This window comes from Streptococcus salivarius (assembly GCF_002094975.1).
Classification (GTDB): Bacteria; Bacillota; Bacilli; order Lactobacillales; family Streptococcaceae; genus Streptococcus; species Streptococcus salivarius_D.
The window spans coordinates 805,180-823,852 of the sequence record NZ_CP015283.1 but is presented as its reverse complement, the minus strand read 5'-3'; the positions used below and the strand labels follow the sequence as shown (position 1 = coordinate 823,852).

Here is an 18,673-nt window from a genome sequence, read left to right as displayed (position 1 = left end):
CACCAATCTTTGAAATTCGGTACTCTATTTTACCATAAAAACACATAAAAAGCACGCCCTAAACGAGGCGTGCTCATGACCAAGAATCACTCTAAGTCTCTTATAAATTGATTTAAAGCTCAAGTTGAGGTGTCGTCGTTTCTCGATCTGCAAATGGAATGTAAAGGTCGAAACGTGTTCCAACACCAAGTTCAGAACTAACATCAATACGGCAGCGATAAGCTTCCACAATTTGATAAAGGATTGACAAACCAATACCAACACCAGATTGAGTTGTTGTACGGTTACGCGCCTTATCTGAACGATAGAAACGTTCAAAAATATGATTGATATCTTCTTTTGAAATCCCCTCACCGTTATCTTGCACTTGTACCAACATTTCATCTTCCAATGCTTTAATAGTAACCTGTATTTCCTTATTGACAGGCGAATACTTGACCGCATTATCAATCAAAATGGTGATCGCCTGTTCAAAGTGCTGACTATAAATCTGTGCTAGACGCTCTGAACTTTCGAAATCATTGAGATAAAATTGATAATCTTCATGCAAGACACGGAAGTTCCCAATAACCGTACGGATTGAAGAATTCAAATCACAAGTATCGTTTCTATGATTTTCAAATGATCCTTTGACACGGATAGAATCCAACATATCATTAATCATAATCGTCATACGGTTGGCCTCGTGACTTGCAGCCTCAAGACTTTCTTCAAGAATCTCAGGGTCATTTTTACCCCAACGTTGCAAGAGGTCCATATGCCCCTTGATAACCGCAATCGGCGTACGCAATTCATGACTGACGTCACTCAAGAAACGCATCTGCATCTGATTATTTTCTTGAATTTTATCCATCATGCGGTTAAAGTTAACCGCCAAATCACCAATTTCATCGTGACTTTCAATCTTAGAACGAAGTTCCAAATCACTTGGCGAATCGGTAATAACTCCCATCGTTTCGTGCAACTGTCTCATCGGACGAAGAATAGATGTCAAGACAACTACAGTTGCTGCGATAACTAGGACAGTCATCCCCACTTCTAGGAAAATCAACAAGAAAACCAAACGCTCTTTAAGAGCATAGTAGAATTCCAAATCATGGAAAATCTGGGCATAGCCAACGATGGTCTTTTTATCCTTACCGTAAATTGGAACTTGTAGTAAGAAACCACGCTTTCCTTTATAGGATACTGACTTCAGTTTGTTTACCTCGGACATACCGGGAGGCGAATCTGTATTCTCCTCAGAAGTAAAGATAAAGGTTCCTTTTTTGTCATACACAAAAACTGACTGATTTGAATATAATTTATTAGAAATTGCAACTTGACCATCCAAAGAGTGCTTTTCAGAAAGTACGCCATTAATAATTGATGCATAGATATTTTTAGGCGAATAAAGAGCCGCTAAGAGCGGTTCTGGACTTAATTCTTCATCCGAATCCCAATCCTTTTCGATGTAAGTAACAACTTTTGCGATTGTAGTGTTTACATTTTGACGTTCACGTTGCAAAAGAAGCGTATTAGCTGAAAAAATAACAACCAGAGTGAACAACGACAATACAAGAAAGAAGACCACAGCAGTTGTCATGGTCAACTTTTTTCTAATGGTTACTTTACCAAATAATTTATCTTGTAATTTACTCATTTTTCACGGATAACGTAACCCATTCCTCGTACTGTTTGAATATATGATTCCTTACCTGGAACGTCGATTTTTCCACGCAAATAACGAATATAAACATCTACCACGTTTGTTTCGATGGCGTCATCATATTTCCAAACTTGAAGCAAGAGTTCCTCACGGGTCATCACTTGGTTCATATTGCTCAAAAGTGTGTTCAACAAATCAAACTCACGTTTTGTCAATGGAATTGCTTCATCACCACGAACAACTGTACGGTTTTGAACATCCAATTTCAAATCACGATAAGTTGATGCTTTTGCTGGTGCATTCTTAGCAGATTCGATATCTTGGCGACGGAAGGTTGCACGGATACGTGCCAACAATTCTTCAATCGCAAATGGTTTTACAATATAGTCATCAGCACCGCGGTCCAAACCAGCAACAATGTCCATGATTGAATCGCGAGCCGTCATCATCATAATATAAGTATCTTTTTCTTGTTGGAGACGACGTGTTACTTCAAAACCGTCCATCTCAGGCAACATAAGGTCCAAGAGAATAAGATCGAAATCTTTCTCGAGTGCCATTTCAAGTCCTTCGCGTCCGTTGTCTGCTGTCACAACGTCGTATCCTTCGTGTTGAAGTTCAAGAGAGACAAAACGAGCAAGGTTTTTCTCATCTTCAACAATCAAAATGCGTTTGCTCATAATAAGTATTTACCACTTTCTTAAAATTTTTTGACTTCCATTTCCCTTAAAAAGTCTGTAGATTTACCCAATGAATAAATCCGAAAATTAACTTCTAATGATATAATAATATAGATTTTTAAAATTGTCAAACATTTTTAGTTTGTTTTTTTGAATTAATTTTCATCAAAAAGACCGTTCAATTGGGCAAAGGGATTACTTGCCTCTTTTTTCTCCTGTTGAAGTGCGGCAAAGTCCTCTTCTGACAAGACTTCCCAGTCATTCCCAGAGAGCGAAATTTGTCCTGATTCTTCCTCAGGTGTTAGTACTCTCAAAGGAATATTAAGAAGAATATTATCTAGAATACTCTCATCAAGATTAATAGTATCCCCATCCAAGATAAGAACTAGATTTTCTTCGACTAATTCTTTTTGAAGAGCAGCATCTGCCTCTTGTATAAAGGTTTCTGAAACCGGATAGTTAAAACTAAGGGTCACAGGTTCAAGTGAACGGCTAGATGGCAAGGTAATATCATAGCTGAGTTGATAATCCAAAAGGTACAAACCATTGTCATAGACTACCTGCCCACTTGCTTGAATCTGTTCAAGATTTAAAACTTGATCATAGCGTTCTTTAATAGACTCCAACAAAGAAGGTGCTTCGTTAAAGGCGAGCCCTTCTGGAGACTTTCTAACTTCTGAAAGATAAATCATTTTTAATCCTCAAATTAAATTTCCCCATAGGGATCTATTTTCAATCCACAAGACCATAATCCCCCACATTCACTTTTCATTAGAGAGCATGATTATGATTTTAGACTTAATTAGTATTATATCAAATTTTTAAGAAAAAATAACATCTTTAATATTACATATTTCTTAAACTTAGAACTTTTTTCAAAGCTAATGAGAAACTTACTCAGACCTAGTTTCCATCTGTCTTATAGCGTTAGATGAAAGCTCTTAATTATGGTAAAATAAGAGCATTGAAACTATATAAAAGGAATATAAAATGACACCTGAAGATTTTTACAAGGCTTTGAAAGAACTAGGGTTCGATCTCAGCCAAAAACAAAAAGACCAATTCCAACGCTACTTTGAGCTCTTGGTAGAATGGAACGAAAAGATTAACCTTACTGCAATCACAGAAAGAGACGAGGTCTACCTCAAACATTTCTACGATTCCCTAGCTCCTGTTCTCCAAGGACATATTAAAAATCAGACTATTCGACTTCTCGATATCGGAGCTGGAGCTGGATTTCCAAGTCTCCCTATGAAAATCCTTTGCCCGGAGCTTGATGTGACTATTATTGACTCTCTTAATAAACGCATCAATTTCCTTAATCTCTTGGCCGATGAACTTGAGCTCAGCGGTGTTCACTTCTATCATGGACGTGCAGAGGATTTTGGACAAGACAAGGGCTTCCGTGCTCAGTTTGATATTGTAACTGCCCGTGCTGTTGCACGCATGCAGGTTCTCTCAGAATTGACCATTCCTTTCTTAAAGGTGGGTGGACAACTTATTGCACTTAAAGCTGCAGCAGCTGACGAAGAGCTAGCCGATGCTAAAAATGCCTTGAACTTGCTTTTTGCCAAACCTATTCTCAATGAGAACTATAAACTGCCTAATGGGGATGGACGTAATATCACCATTGTCGATAAGAAAAAAGAAACCCCAAATAAGTACCCACGTCGTGCTGGGATGCCTAACAAGAAGCCGTTATAACGTTTATCCAAGGGATGTTTCTTGCTCCTTGGATTATTATTTATTCTTATGATAACTCGGAGGTTTTCATTGATAAATCGTCTTTCTGTCACGCAAAAGCTTGTGCTCAGCTTTGTCTTTGTCATTATAGTGGGGAGTATTTTACTTAGCCTTCCCATAAGCCACTATGCTAACAGTCCAGAAACAAGCTACCTAGACCATCTCTTCAATACTGTGTCAATGGTCTGTGTAACTGGACTTTCTGTTGTCCCGGTCAGTAAGGCTTACAATGGTCTTGGTCAAGTTCTCTCTATGCTTCTCATGCAGACGGGAGGACTTGGACTAGTCTCTCTTATAGCCTTTAGTACCTATACCCTTAAAAATAAATTAGGACTGAGCGATCAAGATCTCCTTCAATCCGCACTTAGTAGGGATAACCAAAAAGATTTGAAGGCTTATCTTTTTAAGGTCTATAAAATAACTTTTACTATTGAAGCTATGGCAGCACTTGTGATTATGACTGATTTCATTCCTCGTTTTGGACTTGGTCATGGCATTTTCAATAGTCTCTTTCTAGCTGTCTCTGCCTTTTGTAATGCTGGATTTGATAACTTAGGTTCTAACAGTTTACAGGATTATGCAACCAATCCAACCATTAACCTTGCTGTAGCTTTTCTCATCATGTCTGGAAGCTTGGGATTTGCAGTTTGGATTGATTTGATTCAACTAATAAGACGTTATATTAAAGATCGTCCAAGGAATTGGAAATTAGCTTGGAAACCTTTCAGTAATCAAAGCCGTCTTGTGCTTATAAGTACGGGTTGTCTCCTATTAGGAGGAACACTACTTGCTTGGTTACTGGAAATGGATAACTCTAAGACAATCGGTACTCTCAATGTCTGGCAACAACTTCTGGTAAGTTTCTTTCAGACTGTAACCATGCGTACCGCTGGCTTTGCAACTATTTCCTATACCAATGCCGATTTCTCCACAAATCTTCTTTTTATGATTCAAATGATTATTGGGGGTGGTCCTGGAGGAACTGCGGGTGGTATCAAGGTGACAACTGCCTCTATCATGTTCCTACTTTTTAAGTCAGAGCTATCTGGTAACTCGAGTGTGGTTTTTCGAAACCGTATTATATCTAACAAAACCATTTTGCAAGCATTCACAGTTATACTCTTTTTCCTAACGATGCTCTTTGTCGGCTATGTTATTTTGCTGGAAACTAATCCTACTCTCTCACCACTAGGCCTACTTTTTGAGAGTGTGTCAGCCATTGCTACCGTTGGTGTTTCAATGGATTTGACCCCTAATCTAAATACCCTAGGACGCCTTGTTATCATGGCTCTGATGTTCATTGGCCGTGTCGGACCTATCACTGTTCTCTTGAGCTTGATGACCAAAAAAGAAAAACATATCTCTTATGCCCCAACTGACATTTCAGTCGGCTAAACTATTTTATTAATTGACAATATTCTGAAAGGATTTTATATGAAAACACAAATTATTGGGGTCCTTGGTTTGGGAATCTTTGGACAAACTATTGCAACCGAACTCTCTTCTTTTGGACAAGATGTTATTGCCTTAGATAATAATGCTACAACAATTGATTACCTTGCTGATCAGGTGACTAAGGCTGCTGTTGGGGACATTACTGACATTGAATTTCTACGTTCTGCTGGTATCGATACTTGCGACTCAGTCATTATTGCAACTGGAGAACACCTAGAATCGTCTGCGCTAGCGCTCTTGCAGTGCAAAAAACTTGGTATTAAGAATATTATTGCCAAAGCTATGAATAACAATTATGAGGAAGTCCTTTACGGAATGGGTGCTAACTGGGTCATCACTCCTGAACGTAGCACAGCAAAAGAATTGGCTTCAAATATCCTCCGCTATAACATATCAAATGTTTTTCATTTAGAGGACGATGTAGCTTTAATTGAACTTAAAATTCCTAGTGAATGGGCTGGAAAGTCCTTGCATACTTTAAATCTAAGACAAAATTATAACGTCAATGTTATTGGTTTTAGAGATGAGAAAAGTGGCAAGTTAAACACTCATTTTGACCCAAGTAAGAAACTACCTGATGAAGGAATCATCCTAGTTGTCGCTGACAATCGAACACTAGAAAAATTTGATTATTTAGGATATTTGAAATAACAAAAAACGTTCCAATCTCGTTCATCTAGACAAGACTGGAACGTTTTTTGTTGTGCTTATCTGCATACTTTTACTAAAAGCCAAGAATATCATCCCCATGGATTGTAAAAACGACCATGATTGAGGAAGATTAAGCCTATACTAATCCCCAATAAAAGAATAGCTGACACAATGACAAGGTAATCTTGTTTCATCAAAGATTTATGCACATACAAAGATGATAGATTCTTGAGCTAGCTATAGTCTTTGACTATGTTTTCTCTAAAATCAAAAAGCCAGCCAAATAGGCCGACCTTATACAATTAGCTATGCTTTCTTCCAACGGCTCTTTTCTGCTACTGCTGTAAAGAGAACGTCTGTTGAAGAATTAAGGGCTGTTTCACAAGAGTCTTGGATGACACCTACGATAAAGCCGACACCGACAACCTGCATGGCCAAATCATTTGAGATACCAAAGAGGCTACATGCTACCGGCACTAATAGGAGGGATCCTCCAGCAATACCTGAGGCACCACAAGCAGAAATAGCTGAAACCACACTAAGAATGAGTGCTGTCGCAAAGTCGACCTGAATCCCCAAAGTCGTTACTGCAGCAAGCGTTAAGACATTGATTGTCACGGCTGCTCCAGCCATATTAATAGTTGACCCCAAAGGGATAGAAACCGAATAGGTATCAGGATTCAAACCAAGATCCTTACAAAGTTGAAGGTTAACTGGAATATTGGCTGCTGACGAGCGAGTAAAGAAGGCTGTAATCCCAGAGTCTTTCAAACAACGGAAAACTAGTGGGAAAGGATTTTTGCCCATCATCACAAAAGCAATGATTGGATTAACAACCAAGGCAACAAAGGCCATTGTTCCCACTAAAACAAGGATTAGGACCCCATAATCTGCCAAAACACCAACACCATTCTCAGAAATAGTATTAAAGACAAGACCAAGGATACCAAATGGGGCCAAGTTGATAATCCAACGAACGATTTGTGAAGTCACTTCTGCCAAGGTATTAAGCAAATCCTTCGTGTGATTGCTAGCTGCTCGCATGGCAAAACCAAAGACAACTGCCCATACCAAAACACCAATATAGTTAGCTTGAGCCAAGGCATTGACAGGGTTATCCACCATCTTAAGCAATAAATCTTTAAAGACTTCTCCCACACCTTGAGGTGCTGTCGCTTTAGTCGCTGCAGCTGCTCCCAACTTCAAAGAAATTGGAAAAATATAGTGAGAAATAACAGCCGTCAAAGCTGCCGCAAAGGTCCCAAAGAGATAAAGAACAATAACTGTCTTCATGTTGCTTTGTTGCCCTTCTCGCGTTTGGGAAAGGGCATTGGCAACCAAGGCAAAGACCAAAAGTGGGGCAATTGCCTTCAAACCACCAACAAACATGTCTCCTAAGAGACCAATAACCGTAAACTTAGGAACAAGCAAACCAAGCACAGCACCCACTACCACACCAATGGCAATACGCTTAATTAGACTGGTTCTATTCCAAGTTGAAATAAAACGTTTCATAACTTATTAACTCCTTTTTTATGGTTAGTCAACCATAAAGCATTCGATAGCTTCCATACTATGATAAATATCTGAAATCGTCAAGACATGAGAAAAGCCTGTGGCAAACAGGCTCTCAAATCCTATTTATGACTCAATTTACGTGTCAAGAAATCACCCAAGAATTGGATAAGGAAAATCAAAATCAAAATCAAGAAAGTTGCCAAAATGGTAACTGATGTACTAGAACGGTTATATCCATAATAGATGGCGATGTAACCAAGACCACCGGCACCGATAGCACCAGCCATTGCAGTTTCACCGACTAGGGAAATCAGAGTTACGGTTGATACACGAACCAACTCAGGTAGACCTTCACCAAGGTAAACCTTAATCGTATCCCAAAGTGTCGCACCACTAGCTTGTGCTGCTTCAATAACGCCACGGTCAAGATCTGCAAGTACCACCTGTACTTGACGTGCAAAGAATGGGAAGGTTGCAGCTGACAATGGAACCAAGGCTGCCGTCATACCGAGGTTAGTCCCTACGATAAAGTAAGTGAACCCTTTCAAAATCGCCAAGAGGATGATGAAAGGAATGGCACGAAAGATTGAAGTGATTTTATCCAAGATTTGGAAAACAAATTTATTTTCAATGACTCCACGAGGACCTGTCAATACCAAGAAGAGCCCCATAACAAGACCAAGAAGTCCCCCAATGATGAAGGAAATAACCGTCATGTAGAGAGTCGCATAGATGGCGTCTGGCCAAGAGTTAACCCCCTGCATACCGATACGATAAATATCTGGAAAGTTTTGTTGAATCCAATCTGCCATTATTGGGCTCCTTTCTTAAGTACTTGTAAGCTGACACCTGCATTTTCAATCGCTTTTTGAGCAGCAAGAACCTGATCCGCTTCACCATCCAAGACAACGACCAATTCACCAACAGGAGTATCACCTAGAATCTCAACGTTACCATAAAGGATGTTACTTGAAACGCCGTACTCTTTGAAAAGTTCGGTCAAGAGTGGCTCATCTGTTGAAGAACCAGCATATTTAAGTTGAACGAGAAGGGCTGAGCTTGGTAAGTTTTTCACCAAAGGTTGTGCATTAATCTTAGCCAAGGCATCTTCAATCCCTGATGCAGTTTCAATAAATTCTTGTGTCAAATCTTCTTGAGGATTTGAGAAGATATCAAGGACACTGCCCTCTTCCAAAAGTTGACCATTTTGCATAACGGCAACACGGTTACAAATATCTTTAACAATTTGCATTTCATGGGTAATCATAACCACTGTCAAGCCAAGTTTTTTATTCAAATCCTGCAAAAGTGAAAGAATTTGCTTAGTTGTTTTAGGGTCAAGAGCTGATGTAGACTCATCTGAAATCAAGATTTCAGGATCATTAGCCAAGGCACGGGCAATCGCTACACGTTGTTTTTGACCACCTGACAATTGTGCAGGATAGTTTTCCGCACGATCAGCCAAATCAACCAATTCCAAAAGACCACGAATTTTTTTGTCTTTCTCTTCATTGCTTAGTTTAGAATGACGAAGGGCAAAGGCTACATTTTCATAAGCCGTCTTTTGAGCCATAAGGTTAAAGTGTTGGAAAATCATCCCAATCATTTGACGTTTCTGACGCAATTCTTTTGTCGACAATTGGACCTTACCATCTGCAAAAGTCACATCTTTACCGATAGTGATTTTACCAGCTGTAGGCACTTGCAAAAGATTGATAGCACGCACAAGGGTAGATTTACCAGCCCCTGAATAACCAACAATTCCGTAAATATCACCTTTTTCAATCTGGATAGATACATCCTTAACCGCTTGAATAGTGCGGCGTTTCTGCGTAAAGGTGATATCAATATTTTTCAAATCAATAATGACATTACTCATAACTTGCAATTAACTCCTTAATTAGTTCAATGTGGGTGTAGTAATCTGCTAAGCTGACATTTTCATCCCCACCATGGTCACGACTGTTGGCATTCCCTATACCAAAGGCTGCCATAGGAACACCCAAAGCCCGATGAATCATATGCATAGGCCCTGTACCTGCTGCCGTTGGAAGCACAGCAACGCCTTCTTCATAAAAACCTTTTGCTAACTCAATAACATTGACAATAGCTGGATCAGACATATCACTACGATAACTTTCTTCACCAAGAGTGAAGGTCACCTTGATACGGTCAAATCCTTCTTTTTTAAGGTGAGCCTTGATACACTCCAAAACGTACTCAGGCGTCAAGCCAGGGACCAAACGCATCTCCATCTTAGCTCTGGCTTGAGCTGGTAAGATGGTCTTAACCCCTTGCCCCTGATAACCTGTTGAAATGCCTTCAATGGAAAGGGCAGGTTCAAAATAGTAAGTTTTTAAGAAAGCTCGGCGGTCACTTTCTAAAATGGGTAGTTTTAAGCCGTAAATCTTACGAAGACTATCTGCATTTTCAATGGCATAAGTTTCGATAAGATCCATCTCTCGTTCGTTTGGTTGGACAATCTTTTCATAGATACCGTCGATAAGAATACGTCCCTGATCATCTCTCATGCTTGAAATAGCATTAAGCAAGTACCATGAAGCCGATTCAATCACGGCACCAAATTTAGAATGAATATCAACATCAGCACTCTCGACAGACAAATCAAAGGTAATAATCCCCTTGTTGCCCCCTGTGATTTCCAACTGACCTTTGCTATTTCGATTTCCTTGCTCCCAAACCAATAGGTCTGCAGGAAGAAGGTCATCTCTGTATTTTTCCAAATACTTTTCAAGATCGGTTGATGCAGATTCTTCAGCCCCTTCCATCATAAATGTAATGTTTACAGGAAGGTCGCCAACTTCTCGAATATATTTCCGAAGGGCTGTCAGACGAGCTGTAATATGCCCCTTATCATCATCAACACCACGACCATACATGTAGCCCTTACGAACTGTCAGACGGAAAGGTTCATCTGTCCATGGCTGATCATTATCTGCAGGAACCGTATCATAGTGTTGATAGAAAATAATTGTTTTCGCATCTGGATTTGGACTCTTGAATTTTGCCAAGACAAAAGGTGCCGTATAGGTCTCGTCAATTGTCACCTCTGCACCAACACCAGAGAAAATCTCACCAAGGTAAGCAGCCACATCATAGAGACCAATATTTTGAGCAAAAATAGATTTTTTAGAAATCAAAGTCCGCAAGACTTCAAAATAGTGCTGAGCAATTTCATCGTTACGAAATTTTCGTAACTGCTCTTCTTCACTTGAAAATGCCATCAAATCGTCTCCTTCATACACGACAAAATGGCGTGCTCTCACACGCCCTCTGTCCTTAGCTTATTTCTTTGAATTAGCTTTCAATTGATCTTGTGTTGGGGCACCTTTCCATGCTGGAAGGTCAACCTTGTTAGATGCATCATAGATGATTTGTGCTACTTCATCGTTTTGGTAGGCTTTAATCAAAGTCTTGATAGCATCAGCTTTATTTGATTTTTCCCAATCTTTATTAGCTGCAATGATGTTAACCCAATCTTTCAAATCTTGACTTGGTTCTTCTTGGAAGAGAGTTGTATCATAGTTAACGTTTTGTTGTTGTGCGTATGAGTTATTAACAACCGCTGCATCTACTGATGAGAGCGTTTGGGCAGCTTGTTCAGCTGAGATTTCTTTGATATCCAATTTCTTTGGATTCTCAGAAATGTTCTTGATAGTTGCCAATTCACCATCTTTAACATCCAACTTAATCAAACCAGCTGTTTGAAGAAGTGTCAAAGCACGGCTTTCGTTTGTACCATCGTTAGGTACTGAGATTGTAGCTCCTTCTGGAAGCTCTTTAACATCTTTATACTTAGCTTTTCCGTTTTCAGTACCTGAGAAAAGGTGGATTGGGCTAAGAAGTGTGTCAGCTACTGCAACAACATCACCTTTATTTTCTTTGTTCCAGTTGTTCAAGAAATAAATGTGTTGGAAAGCATTAACATCGATTTCGCCGTTTTTAAGAGCTTCATTTGGTTGGTTGTAGTCTGTGAACTCTTTCAACTCGATAGTAACACCCTTGTCTTTAGCCAATTCTTTGACTTTATCCCACAATGGCTCAGTTGTATCATCCAAAGTCATGATACCAACTGTCAAAGTTTTATCATCTTTAGCTGATTTATTACCACCAGCACCACAAGCAGCCAAAGCTACTGTTGAAGCGATTGCCAATCCTGTAATTCCGAGAATTTTTTTAAGTTTCATAACGAACTCCTTTTAATTGTTTTAAGTGTAAAATTATTATCCCATAGGATGAGAATTGTAGCAAATTGTTTATAATTGTACATTTCTATAGTTTTTAACTATAACGTGTCCTAGATTTTAATTATATGAAAAAGCTGAGAATCATTCCCAGCTCCTTTCTTATTTTTTGCTTGGAACTTTCAAAGCGTCTTTAGTTGGAATATAGTCTTTATTTCCAAGGAATTTTTCAGCCAACTTAGCCAAAGTACCATCTTTTTGGAGTTCTTCCAAACGTTTGTTTACAAATTTTTGAAGGTCTTTTTGGTTATCTGCGAACAAGAAGTAGATGTATGGTTGTTCATCAGATTTAAGCTCAATAGTCTTCAAGTTGCTCAATTTATTATTTTTGATGATTGCATTAACAGTTGGTGCATCAAAAATCTTGAAGTCGTACTTACCTTCATTCAAACTTGTCAACATTTGTGTAATATTTTCATTTGTATAGTTAAGCTCAACTGGCTTGTCTGAATGTTTATCGTTAAACTCTGTCAATTGAGTAGCTGTCGATGTTCCTTGAACAACCTGCGTTGAGTGTCCAGCAATATCATCATATTTCTTAATATTACTATCTTTTGGAACAGTCAAAACAGCTGGTGTGGTACCAATTGGATATGAGAAGAGGTATTTTTGGTCACGTTCTTCTGAATAAGAGATATTGTTCCCAGCCATTTGGTATTTAGCTGAGTCAAGACCTGTGAAGACTGAAGACCATTCTGTTTTTTGGAATTTCACTTCATATTTGTCAGAGTCTTTGAAGACTGCTTTAGCCACTTCCACATCGTAACCAGTCAATTCACCGTTTTCTTCATATGAGAACGGTGCTGTTGTCCCAACTGTGGCAAAGTTAATTGTTTCTTTAGCACCTGAAGATTTAGATGCTTCTTTTGATGATTTAGATGAACATGCAGCAAGCAAAGCTACTGAAGCAATGGCTACACCTGTGATTCCAAGAATTTTTTTAAGTTTCATAATATTCTCCTTTGAGATTGATTGTTTTTATTGTAACAGAATTCACTAAGCTTAACTAATACTTAAACATAATCAAGGTGATAAGAAAATACTATCACCTAAAAGTATTAATTGTTTGACAAAGAAAAAGTAGAAAACCAATAACGATTTTCTACTTATAGTTATTAATAATGTGACAAACGCTCAATCACTTGCTGGTTATTGAGCACTTCCTGGGCAGGAAAGAAATCAGCTTTGCCATCTTCAAAAAGAAGAACATCAGCCTTTTCATGATGAAGGTGCTTGAAGTGATGAGCAGACATAATAATGGTTTTCCCAGCTGAATGAAGCTCATGTAGAAGTTCCCTAAAAAATTTTTCATATTCTTTAGAAAGATTATTGAAGGGTTCATCAAGAATATAGACATCTGGATTCGTTACCATGATACTGGCAAAGGCCACTTTCTTCTTTTCTCCACCAGACAGTTGATAGGGAACGCGATCCCTTAAATCTTCAATTTTCAGCAGGGATAGTGTATCTTGGACCCGCTGTGAGACTTCTTCTTCGGTCAGACCTAGCTGACGAGGACCAAAAGCAATCTCATCATAGACAGTACTATTAAATAATTGACTATCCACATCCTGAAAGAGGATTCCGAGGCGGCTATAAAAATCTCGTTTTTGACGTTTGTCCTTCAGCCATTCTTTGAGGTCCTTACCTAAGAAAAGAATGCGTCCAGATTCTGCCTGCTTAAAGCCGGTTAATAAACTGATAAGACTTGATTTTCCAGTTCCATTTTCCCCCATCAACATCACATATTGCCCTTGTCTAATCTCCAAATCAAGACCAGTAAAGACCTTTTTTTGTTCATAGGCACAGGCCACTTGATTCAATTGAAACATCTCATCCTCCTAACAGAATCTGTCCTAAAATCACTGCTACTAGACTTATCAAGGCCAGCCAGTCTTTCCATGTGAATGACTGTGATGACTTGACATACTCACCAACAAAGCAACGTGCTTCCATGGCTTGAGTCAGTTCCTCACCATAGCGTATGGCTTTAAGGTATAAAATTCCCCAGATATTACTTCCAATCCGGAAACGATGATTGCCACCAAAACTTCGCGCTTCAATCCCTTTGAGCAAATCCATTAATTGTTTTCCAAAGACATCAATATATTTTATGGTGATATCCAACTGGAGCAGAACAAGATCAGGAAAATGCAACCCTTTTAATGCCGCCAACATCTCACTTATTGTACTCGTCTCTGAATAATAAGCAATGGCTACAGCAATCAAAGGAAGTCTAAAAAGAAAGAGCGATTGACCTCCGCTAAGTAAGAGATGCGGTAGATAAAGAACTAAAGGAAAAATCAACAACACTACAGTCTTTTTCAAGGTTCTTACTAAAATAGAATGTGGCAGAAAAGCCACTCCAGCTCCTAAAAACAAGGCTAGAATCCACAAAACTGTGAGATTTCGGCTAATTCCTACTGAAATAAGTAAGAAAAAGAGAAGTAAAACCTTAGCAGTTGGATGAAAGACTGATGCTACTTTTAAAGGATGCGTTTCAAACTTTTGAAGAAGAGCTTCCAGATGGTGACGATTCCGGATAAGAAAGTTATTTCTACCGACTTTAGTGACTACCGGACGCTCTTCCGACATCCATTCTGGCAGAATCATTTTTCAACCTTTCTACCGAAAATCAAGCGATAGAGGATGAAGAAAATCAAAACAGCAGAAGCAGCGCTCAGGATATAACCCAAGACTTCTGGAATGCCTGCGATACTATAATCTGGGAAGAGGGCATTGAATGAGAAACCATTCAACATTCCTTTTGGCGCTTGGGCTTCCACATGATAATGAGACAATTTTTCTACCAACTCTTTGACATCCCATTCCGCAAAAGCTGTTCCCGTCGCCAATAAACCAAGTGGCGTTAGGATAATCAAGGCTAGGATAAAGAGCAATAACGGACGTAGTTTTTTAGTCGTTATTTCCTGGGCATTATCAATATTCAAACGTTCAATGAATTCTTGAACACCAGCTGTGAAGAATCCTTCTACCAGACCGATGAGGAGGTGGGTCAAGCCCATTACTGGAAGTGTCACTCTCAAAGGGTATGGATTGTAAAGCGGATTACCACTACTATCTTTAAAGAGAATAGGGAGTCCTTTGCTTAATCCCAGATAAATAAACAGTTAATCTATAAAAAGCTTTCTTTAGTATTTGACTGTTTCTGACAATATAGCCCGTACAATCTATCATTCAATGTGAGTATTATATTTTTTCTCGCCTATTTTTCCAACTCATTCTCCAGACCTAAGTCCATAGACCTATTTTTAGTAATTTTACAGTTTGGTAACAAAGTCAAACGTTTTTTATGATAAAGTCTTTTTTGGACTAAAATCCAAAAGGAGAATTATGATGGAAACAAATAACTACACTACTGATTTACAGCTAGCCTCCTAGGAATATTCCGACGAAAAGACTAGTCTTCAAACCAAAAACAAGAAACTCTTGGAATATTTTTCACCAAAAGACATTTGGAAAATTAAGGGACTGATTGTCGCATGTCTCGCTGCTTGCTTCCTGTATGTCACTTACTTGACCCATTTTTCCTTTGCCTTTCCAGCAACCCTTGTCTTGATCAGTACGATTGACCTGGGCTGTCGCCTATTAGGTGGAAAAGCAAAGGGAATACGACTTGAATCGGGAATATTTATGGTCACTAGTCTACTCCAAGGCATGCAAATTAGTCTCTGGGGCCTGCACGACAACTGGGGGAGCGCTCAGATTCTTTGCCTTCATGCGAGTATCCTCCTTTACTTTATGGCACGCACTGGACAAAGTAGTCAAGAGCGTTTGGGAATTACGGTTTGGCTAGACCTCATATACACCAGCTACATCTTCCCACTGAAATATTTCTTAATCGGAGCCTGGACACTCTTTAGCGTTTATATGGCACTCTATGGTGTGACGCCACGTCGCTTACTGTCAGGTTGGTTTGTCACAGTACTCTTTATTTGGTGTGTCCTAACACTAATTCGACTCTATAAACCTATTCAGGCAACTCGTCTCGCTGTATTTTATGCAACTATCAGCTTCACCCTTGTTAGCCTCTTAGGTAGCTTTATTTTGTAAGAAAAAAAGAGTGGAACTAGACTAACTAGTTTCACCCTTTTTATATTGGAGTTATTTTGAATCTCTTGTAGGAAAGGCATACATCACCCAAAGTACTACTAGTAGTGGTGTCGCTTTTAATACAATCCAAGCAACATTGAAATTGGCATCACGTAGACGACGAATCTGAATTGAAATTGTGGGAAGCGCCGTTGCTGTTATAAATAGAATAAAAGCTGTCAATGTAAAGCCAGCAGCTTTTGTTTGCCCAAGCAGGTTCATCAGTAGGAAAATCAAAGTACCAATAACTCCATTAATCAAGACAACCCACCAATAGTCTGATCGTTTTGTACGACCATAAAAATCGAGATAGCCTAACCAAAAATTTTTATATGCCTCTAACATGTTTACACCTCTTAATAATATGCTACCAGTATACTATATAAAGAAGATAGGTGCAAGATGTGAAAATTTAGACTTCTTAAGTTTTCTACATATATAATAGGTAGATTTTTTAAATAAACTGGAATGGATTGAAATTAGGACTGTCCGACTCAATCTGACCACCCCCCATGGTCACTACACGGCTGACATGTTGACGGACACTATTGCGGTGAGCAATAAAAATCATTGTTCGTTTAATCTTAGCAAGATTAGCCATGACCCTGCTTTCAGTATCACTATCGAGACCACTGGTAGCTTCGTCAAAAATCAAGATAGGCTGCTTGGACAAGAGGGCCCTCGCTATCGCCAAGCGTTGTTTTTGACCACCAGATAGACCACCATCCTCAGATACTTGGGTCTGAAAACCTAGTGGCATTTTTTGAATATCCTCTAAGATATCAGCTTGTTGGCATACCTTAAGGAGCTTTTTCTCGTCAACTTCTCCTTCAAATCCTAATAGCAGATTTTCTAAAATGGTTCCTGTAAACACATAGGTCTGCTGGGGAACATAAGTCACCATTTGACGTAACTCCGCATGGCCAATAGCATCTTTATCTAGGGTTACATGACCACTAGATTTTGTGTAATAACCTGACAACATTTTCGCTAAGGTTGTTTTCCCAGATCCACTTTTACCCATGAGGGCGATTTTCTCACCCTTATGAATCGTTAAATCAATCTTACTAAGCGTCTCTTGCTGATAACTAAAACGGTGACTGACTCCTTTAAGAGCAAGTTGTTTAAAAGAAAACTCTTTAAGTTTTCCTTTTTCTTCCTTATCCACAACATAAACTTCTTGAAGACGATTATTGGCTACTTTGGCTTGCTGAATTTTGGATTGGAGATTAATAATATTAATTAAAGGAGTTGTAAAATAATTCAGCAACATATTATAAGTAATCAACTGACCTGCAGATAGTTGCCCTTCCATGACCAATTGTGCCCCATACCAGAGGATAAAGACATTGGAAACTAACTGAACCCCTGTCTTTAAACCATCCTGCGTTAATTGCCACTTGGCCTTAGACAAAGACTTCTTCAAATAGTCATGGAATTTCACCTCAATTTCCTGATAGCGTCTTTCTTCAACTCTCAAGGATTTTAAGGTTTCAATGCCTCTCAAATCATCAATAACAGCGGTATTGACCTGACTATTTGCCTCCATCAATTGATAATTTTCCTTTTCAAAAAGCTTATAGAATGCCAAAATGATTAAAACATAAAGAGGCACTACCGTGAGAGTCATCACAAAAAGTGACTGATTTTGTACAATAAGAGCCACAGCTAGAGTCATCACAATGGTCACATCTAGGAAAATCGATAAAATCGTTGAAGCTAGAGCATCGATAATAGTGTTGGCATCTCCAAAACGTGACGTGATTTCACCAGTACGACGTGAACTAAAGAAACTAATAGGTAAGGAAAGGACATGCTTAATATAAGGAAGGATGACAGCAATGGACAAGTAATTTCCCAATCGATGTAGAAGATAATCTTTGAAAAAAGTAAATACTTGTTGAGCTAGATAAGAGATACATAGGCCTAGCGAAATCATGGTCAGAAGAGTGTAAGCCTCCTGAGGAATCAAGCGGTCAATAATAGATTGCAAATAATAAGAACCAATAATATTAACAAGGGTCACTAGAAAACTTAACAAGACAATAACTGCAATCAAACCCTTACGACGAAACAAAATCGGTAAAAATGAAAGAAGCCCAGGTACATCTTCTTTGTATTTAGTATAGGATTTTCCTGGAACAAAAAAGAGAGCAACTCCCGTCCACTCTTTGGCAAACTCCTCTAAGGGCATTTTAATGACCTTCTTGCTAGGATCTGGATCACCAATAATAAGCTGCCCCTTGATTTGACCAAACACCGTATAATAATGTTGCAGTCCACCTTCTTTAACCACATGTGCAATAAAAGGATAAGATAGGTTTTCTTGTTTAAACAAGTCTAAATCCGCACGAATAGCCTGAGTTTCAAGACCCAACTGCTTGGCCGCTTCAACCAAACCAAGCGCAGAAGTGCCTTCACGAGAAGTCTGAGCCAACTCCCGCAAATAAGCTAAACTATAAGATGAACCATAGTGTTTAAGAATCATGGCTAAGGCAGCGACACCACAATCACGCTGATCAATCTGTGAAATATATGGATATTTTGACATGGTGACTCCTTATTAAAGACAACCTGTGAAATAAGGCAAGATAGTGATA

General features: G+C 38.9%; 17 protein-coding genes and 2 pseudogenes. 4 read left to right on the top strand and 15 right to left on the bottom strand.

Going from position 1 to position 18,673, the window contains the following annotated elements; all coding sequences use genetic code 11:
• Positions 1-112: 112 nt before the first annotated feature.
• The 3 genes from V471_RS04320 to V471_RS04310 all read right to left on the bottom strand — a co-directional run bounded on the left by V471_RS04320 (position 113) and on the right by V471_RS04310 (position 3,020).
• Positions 113-1,642 (bottom strand): HAMP domain-containing sensor histidine kinase, encoded by a 1,530-nt coding sequence (locus V471_RS04320; RefSeq protein ID WP_002886591.1) that lies wholly within the window; start codon positions 1,640-1,642, stop codon positions 113-115.
• A complete protein-coding gene (locus tag V471_RS04315; RefSeq protein ID WP_002886589.1) occupies positions 1,639-2,328 on the bottom strand; it encodes a response regulator transcription factor in 690 nt (229 codons plus the stop codon). Before V471_RS04315 ends, V471_RS04320 begins: the two co-directional genes overlap by 4 nt.
• A gap of 155 nt (positions 2,329-2,483) precedes the next feature.
• Positions 2,484-3,020, bottom strand: a complete 537-nt coding sequence (locus tag V471_RS04310) for a DUF177 domain-containing protein (RefSeq protein WP_049529058.1) — start codon at positions 3,018-3,020, stop codon at positions 2,484-2,486.
• 298 nt (positions 3,021-3,318) lie between these two features.
• On the opposite strand from V471_RS04310, the gene rsmG reads away from it, so the two are divergent.
• The 3 genes from rsmG to V471_RS04295 all read left to right on the top strand — a co-directional run bounded on the left by rsmG (position 3,319) and on the right by V471_RS04295 (position 6,177).
• Complete coding sequence (gene rsmG / locus V471_RS04305; RefSeq protein ID WP_049529060.1) at positions 3,319-4,032, top strand: 16S rRNA (guanine(527)-N(7))-methyltransferase RsmG; 714 nt, start codon at positions 3,319-3,321, stop codon at positions 4,030-4,032.
• A 69-nt stretch (positions 4,033-4,101) separates the two neighbouring features.
• Positions 4,102-5,466, top strand: a complete 1,365-nt coding sequence (locus V471_RS04300; protein ID WP_080976121.1) for a TrkH family potassium uptake protein — start codon at positions 4,102-4,104, stop codon at positions 5,464-5,466.
• Between the two features lie 39 nt (positions 5,467-5,505).
• A complete protein-coding gene (locus tag V471_RS04295) occupies positions 5,506-6,177 on the top strand; it encodes a potassium channel family protein (protein WP_002886585.1) in 672 nt (223 codons plus the stop codon).
• An 89-nt stretch (positions 6,178-6,266) separates the two neighbouring features.
• On the opposite strand, the pseudogene V471_RS11380 reads toward V471_RS04295, so the two are convergent.
• From V471_RS11380 to V471_RS04245, 10 genes and pseudogenes are all read right to left on the bottom strand, one after another.
• A pseudogene (locus tag V471_RS11380) lies at positions 6,267-6,389 on the bottom strand (energy-coupling factor transporter transmembrane component T family protein); the annotation flags it as partial.
• A gap of 94 nt (positions 6,390-6,483) precedes the next feature.
• On the bottom strand, positions 6,484-7,692 hold the full coding sequence (gene sstT, locus V471_RS04285) for a serine/threonine transporter SstT (protein WP_002886576.1): 1,209 nt from the start codon (positions 7,690-7,692) through the stop codon (positions 6,484-6,486).
• 122 nt (positions 7,693-7,814) lie between these two features.
• Positions 7,815-8,507 (bottom strand): methionine ABC transporter permease, encoded by a 693-nt coding sequence (locus tag V471_RS04280; protein ID WP_002883771.1) that lies wholly within the window; start codon positions 8,505-8,507, stop codon positions 7,815-7,817.
• A complete protein-coding gene (locus V471_RS04275; RefSeq protein WP_014633603.1) occupies positions 8,507-9,574 on the bottom strand; it encodes a methionine ABC transporter ATP-binding protein in 1,068 nt (355 codons plus the stop codon). The genes V471_RS04280 and V471_RS04275 overlap by 1 nt, the downstream gene beginning before the upstream one ends.
• Positions 9,567-10,940, bottom strand: a complete 1,374-nt coding sequence (locus V471_RS04270; RefSeq protein ID WP_070849342.1) for a M20/M25/M40 family metallo-hydrolase — start codon at positions 10,938-10,940, stop codon at positions 9,567-9,569. The genes V471_RS04275 and V471_RS04270 overlap by 8 nt, the downstream gene beginning before the upstream one ends.
• Before the next feature lie 60 nt (positions 10,941-11,000).
• Positions 11,001-11,903, bottom strand: a complete 903-nt coding sequence (locus tag V471_RS04265) for a MetQ/NlpA family ABC transporter substrate-binding protein (protein WP_084871134.1) — start codon at positions 11,901-11,903, stop codon at positions 11,001-11,003.
• Positions 11,904-12,062: 159 nt separating this feature from the next.
• Positions 12,063-12,911 carry an amino acid ABC transporter substrate-binding protein gene (locus V471_RS04260; RefSeq protein WP_002883793.1) on the bottom strand — a complete coding sequence of 283 codons (849 nt, stop codon included), beginning with the start codon at positions 12,909-12,911 and terminating at the stop codon, positions 12,063-12,065.
• Positions 12,912-13,075: 164 nt separating this feature from the next.
• Positions 13,076-13,792: an energy-coupling factor ABC transporter ATP-binding protein gene (locus tag V471_RS04255; protein ID WP_084871133.1), complete on the bottom strand. Its 717-nt coding sequence runs from the start codon at positions 13,790-13,792 to the stop codon at positions 13,076-13,078.
• A gap of 1 nt (position 13,793) precedes the next feature.
• Positions 13,794-14,573, bottom strand: a complete 780-nt coding sequence (locus tag V471_RS04250) for an energy-coupling factor transporter transmembrane component T (RefSeq protein WP_073687408.1) — start codon at positions 14,571-14,573, stop codon at positions 13,794-13,796.
• Positions 14,570-15,058: pseudogene (locus V471_RS04245) on the bottom strand (PDGLE domain-containing protein); the annotation flags it as partial. The gene V471_RS04250 and the pseudogene V471_RS04245, both read right to left, overlap by 4 nt.
• A 352-nt stretch (positions 15,059-15,410) precedes the next feature.
• On the opposite strand from V471_RS04245, the gene V471_RS11410 reads away from it, so the two are divergent.
• On the top strand, positions 15,411-16,034 hold the full coding sequence (locus V471_RS11410) for a hypothetical protein (RefSeq protein ID WP_228382825.1): 624 nt from the start codon (positions 15,411-15,413) through the stop codon (positions 16,032-16,034).
• A gap of 51 nt (positions 16,035-16,085) precedes the next feature.
• Here the strand turns inward: V471_RS11410 and V471_RS04235 are convergent, their stop codons facing one another.
• A complete protein-coding gene (locus V471_RS04235) occupies positions 16,086-16,418 on the bottom strand; it encodes a DUF805 domain-containing protein (RefSeq protein ID WP_013990041.1) in 333 nt (110 codons plus the stop codon).
• 109 nt (positions 16,419-16,527) lie between these two features.
• Entirely contained in the window at positions 16,528-18,624 is a 2,097-nt protein-coding gene (locus V471_RS04230) for a peptide cleavage/export ABC transporter (protein ID WP_049529069.1), read from the bottom strand.
• Between the last annotated feature and the right edge of the window lie 49 nt (positions 18,625-18,673).

Coding starts and splice junctions, on each gene's coding strand:
- V471_RS04320 (WP_002886591.1), bottom strand. CDS start 1,642: ATGAGTAAATTACAAGATAAATTATTTGGTAAAGTAACCATTAGAAAA.
- V471_RS04315 (WP_002886589.1), bottom strand. CDS start 2,328: ATGAGCAAACGCATTTTGATTGTTGAAGATGAGAAAAACCTTGCTCGT.
- V471_RS04310 (WP_049529058.1), bottom strand. CDS start 3,020: ATGATTTATCTTTCAGAAGTTAGAAAGTCTCCAGAAGGGCTCGCCTTT.
- rsmG (WP_049529060.1), top strand. CDS start 3,319: ATGACACCTGAAGATTTTTACAAGGCTTTGAAAGAACTAGGGTTCGAT.
- V471_RS04295 (WP_002886585.1), top strand. CDS start 5,506: ATGAAAACACAAATTATTGGGGTCCTTGGTTTGGGAATCTTTGGACAA.
- sstT (WP_002886576.1), bottom strand. CDS start 7,692: ATGAAACGTTTTATTTCAACTTGGAATAGAACCAGTCTAATTAAGCGT.
- V471_RS04280 (WP_002883771.1), bottom strand. CDS start 8,507: ATGGCAGATTGGATTCAACAAAACTTTCCAGATATTTATCGTATCGGT.
- V471_RS04275 (WP_014633603.1), bottom strand. CDS start 9,574: ATGAGTAATGTCATTATTGATTTGAAAAATATTGATATCACCTTTACG.
- V471_RS04270 (WP_070849342.1), bottom strand. CDS start 10,940: ATGGCATTTTCAAGTGAAGAAGAGCAGTTACGAAAATTTCGTAACGAT.
- V471_RS04265 (WP_084871134.1), bottom strand. CDS start 11,903: ATGAAACTTAAAAAAATTCTCGGAATTACAGGATTGGCAATCGCTTCA.
- V471_RS04260 (WP_002883793.1), bottom strand. CDS start 12,911: ATGAAACTTAAAAAAATTCTTGGAATCACAGGTGTAGCCATTGCTTCA.
- V471_RS04255 (WP_084871133.1), bottom strand. CDS start 13,792: ATGTTTCAATTGAATCAAGTGGCCTGTGCCTATGAACAAAAAAAGGTC.
- V471_RS04250 (WP_073687408.1), bottom strand. CDS start 14,573: ATGATTCTGCCAGAATGGATGTCGGAAGAGCGTCCGGTAGTCACTAAA.
- V471_RS04235 (WP_013990041.1), bottom strand. CDS start 16,418: ATGTTAGAGGCATATAAAAATTTTTGGTTAGGCTATCTCGATTTTTAT.
- V471_RS04230 (WP_049529069.1), bottom strand. CDS start 18,624: ATGTCAAAATATCCATATATTTCACAGATTGATCAGCGTGATTGTGGT.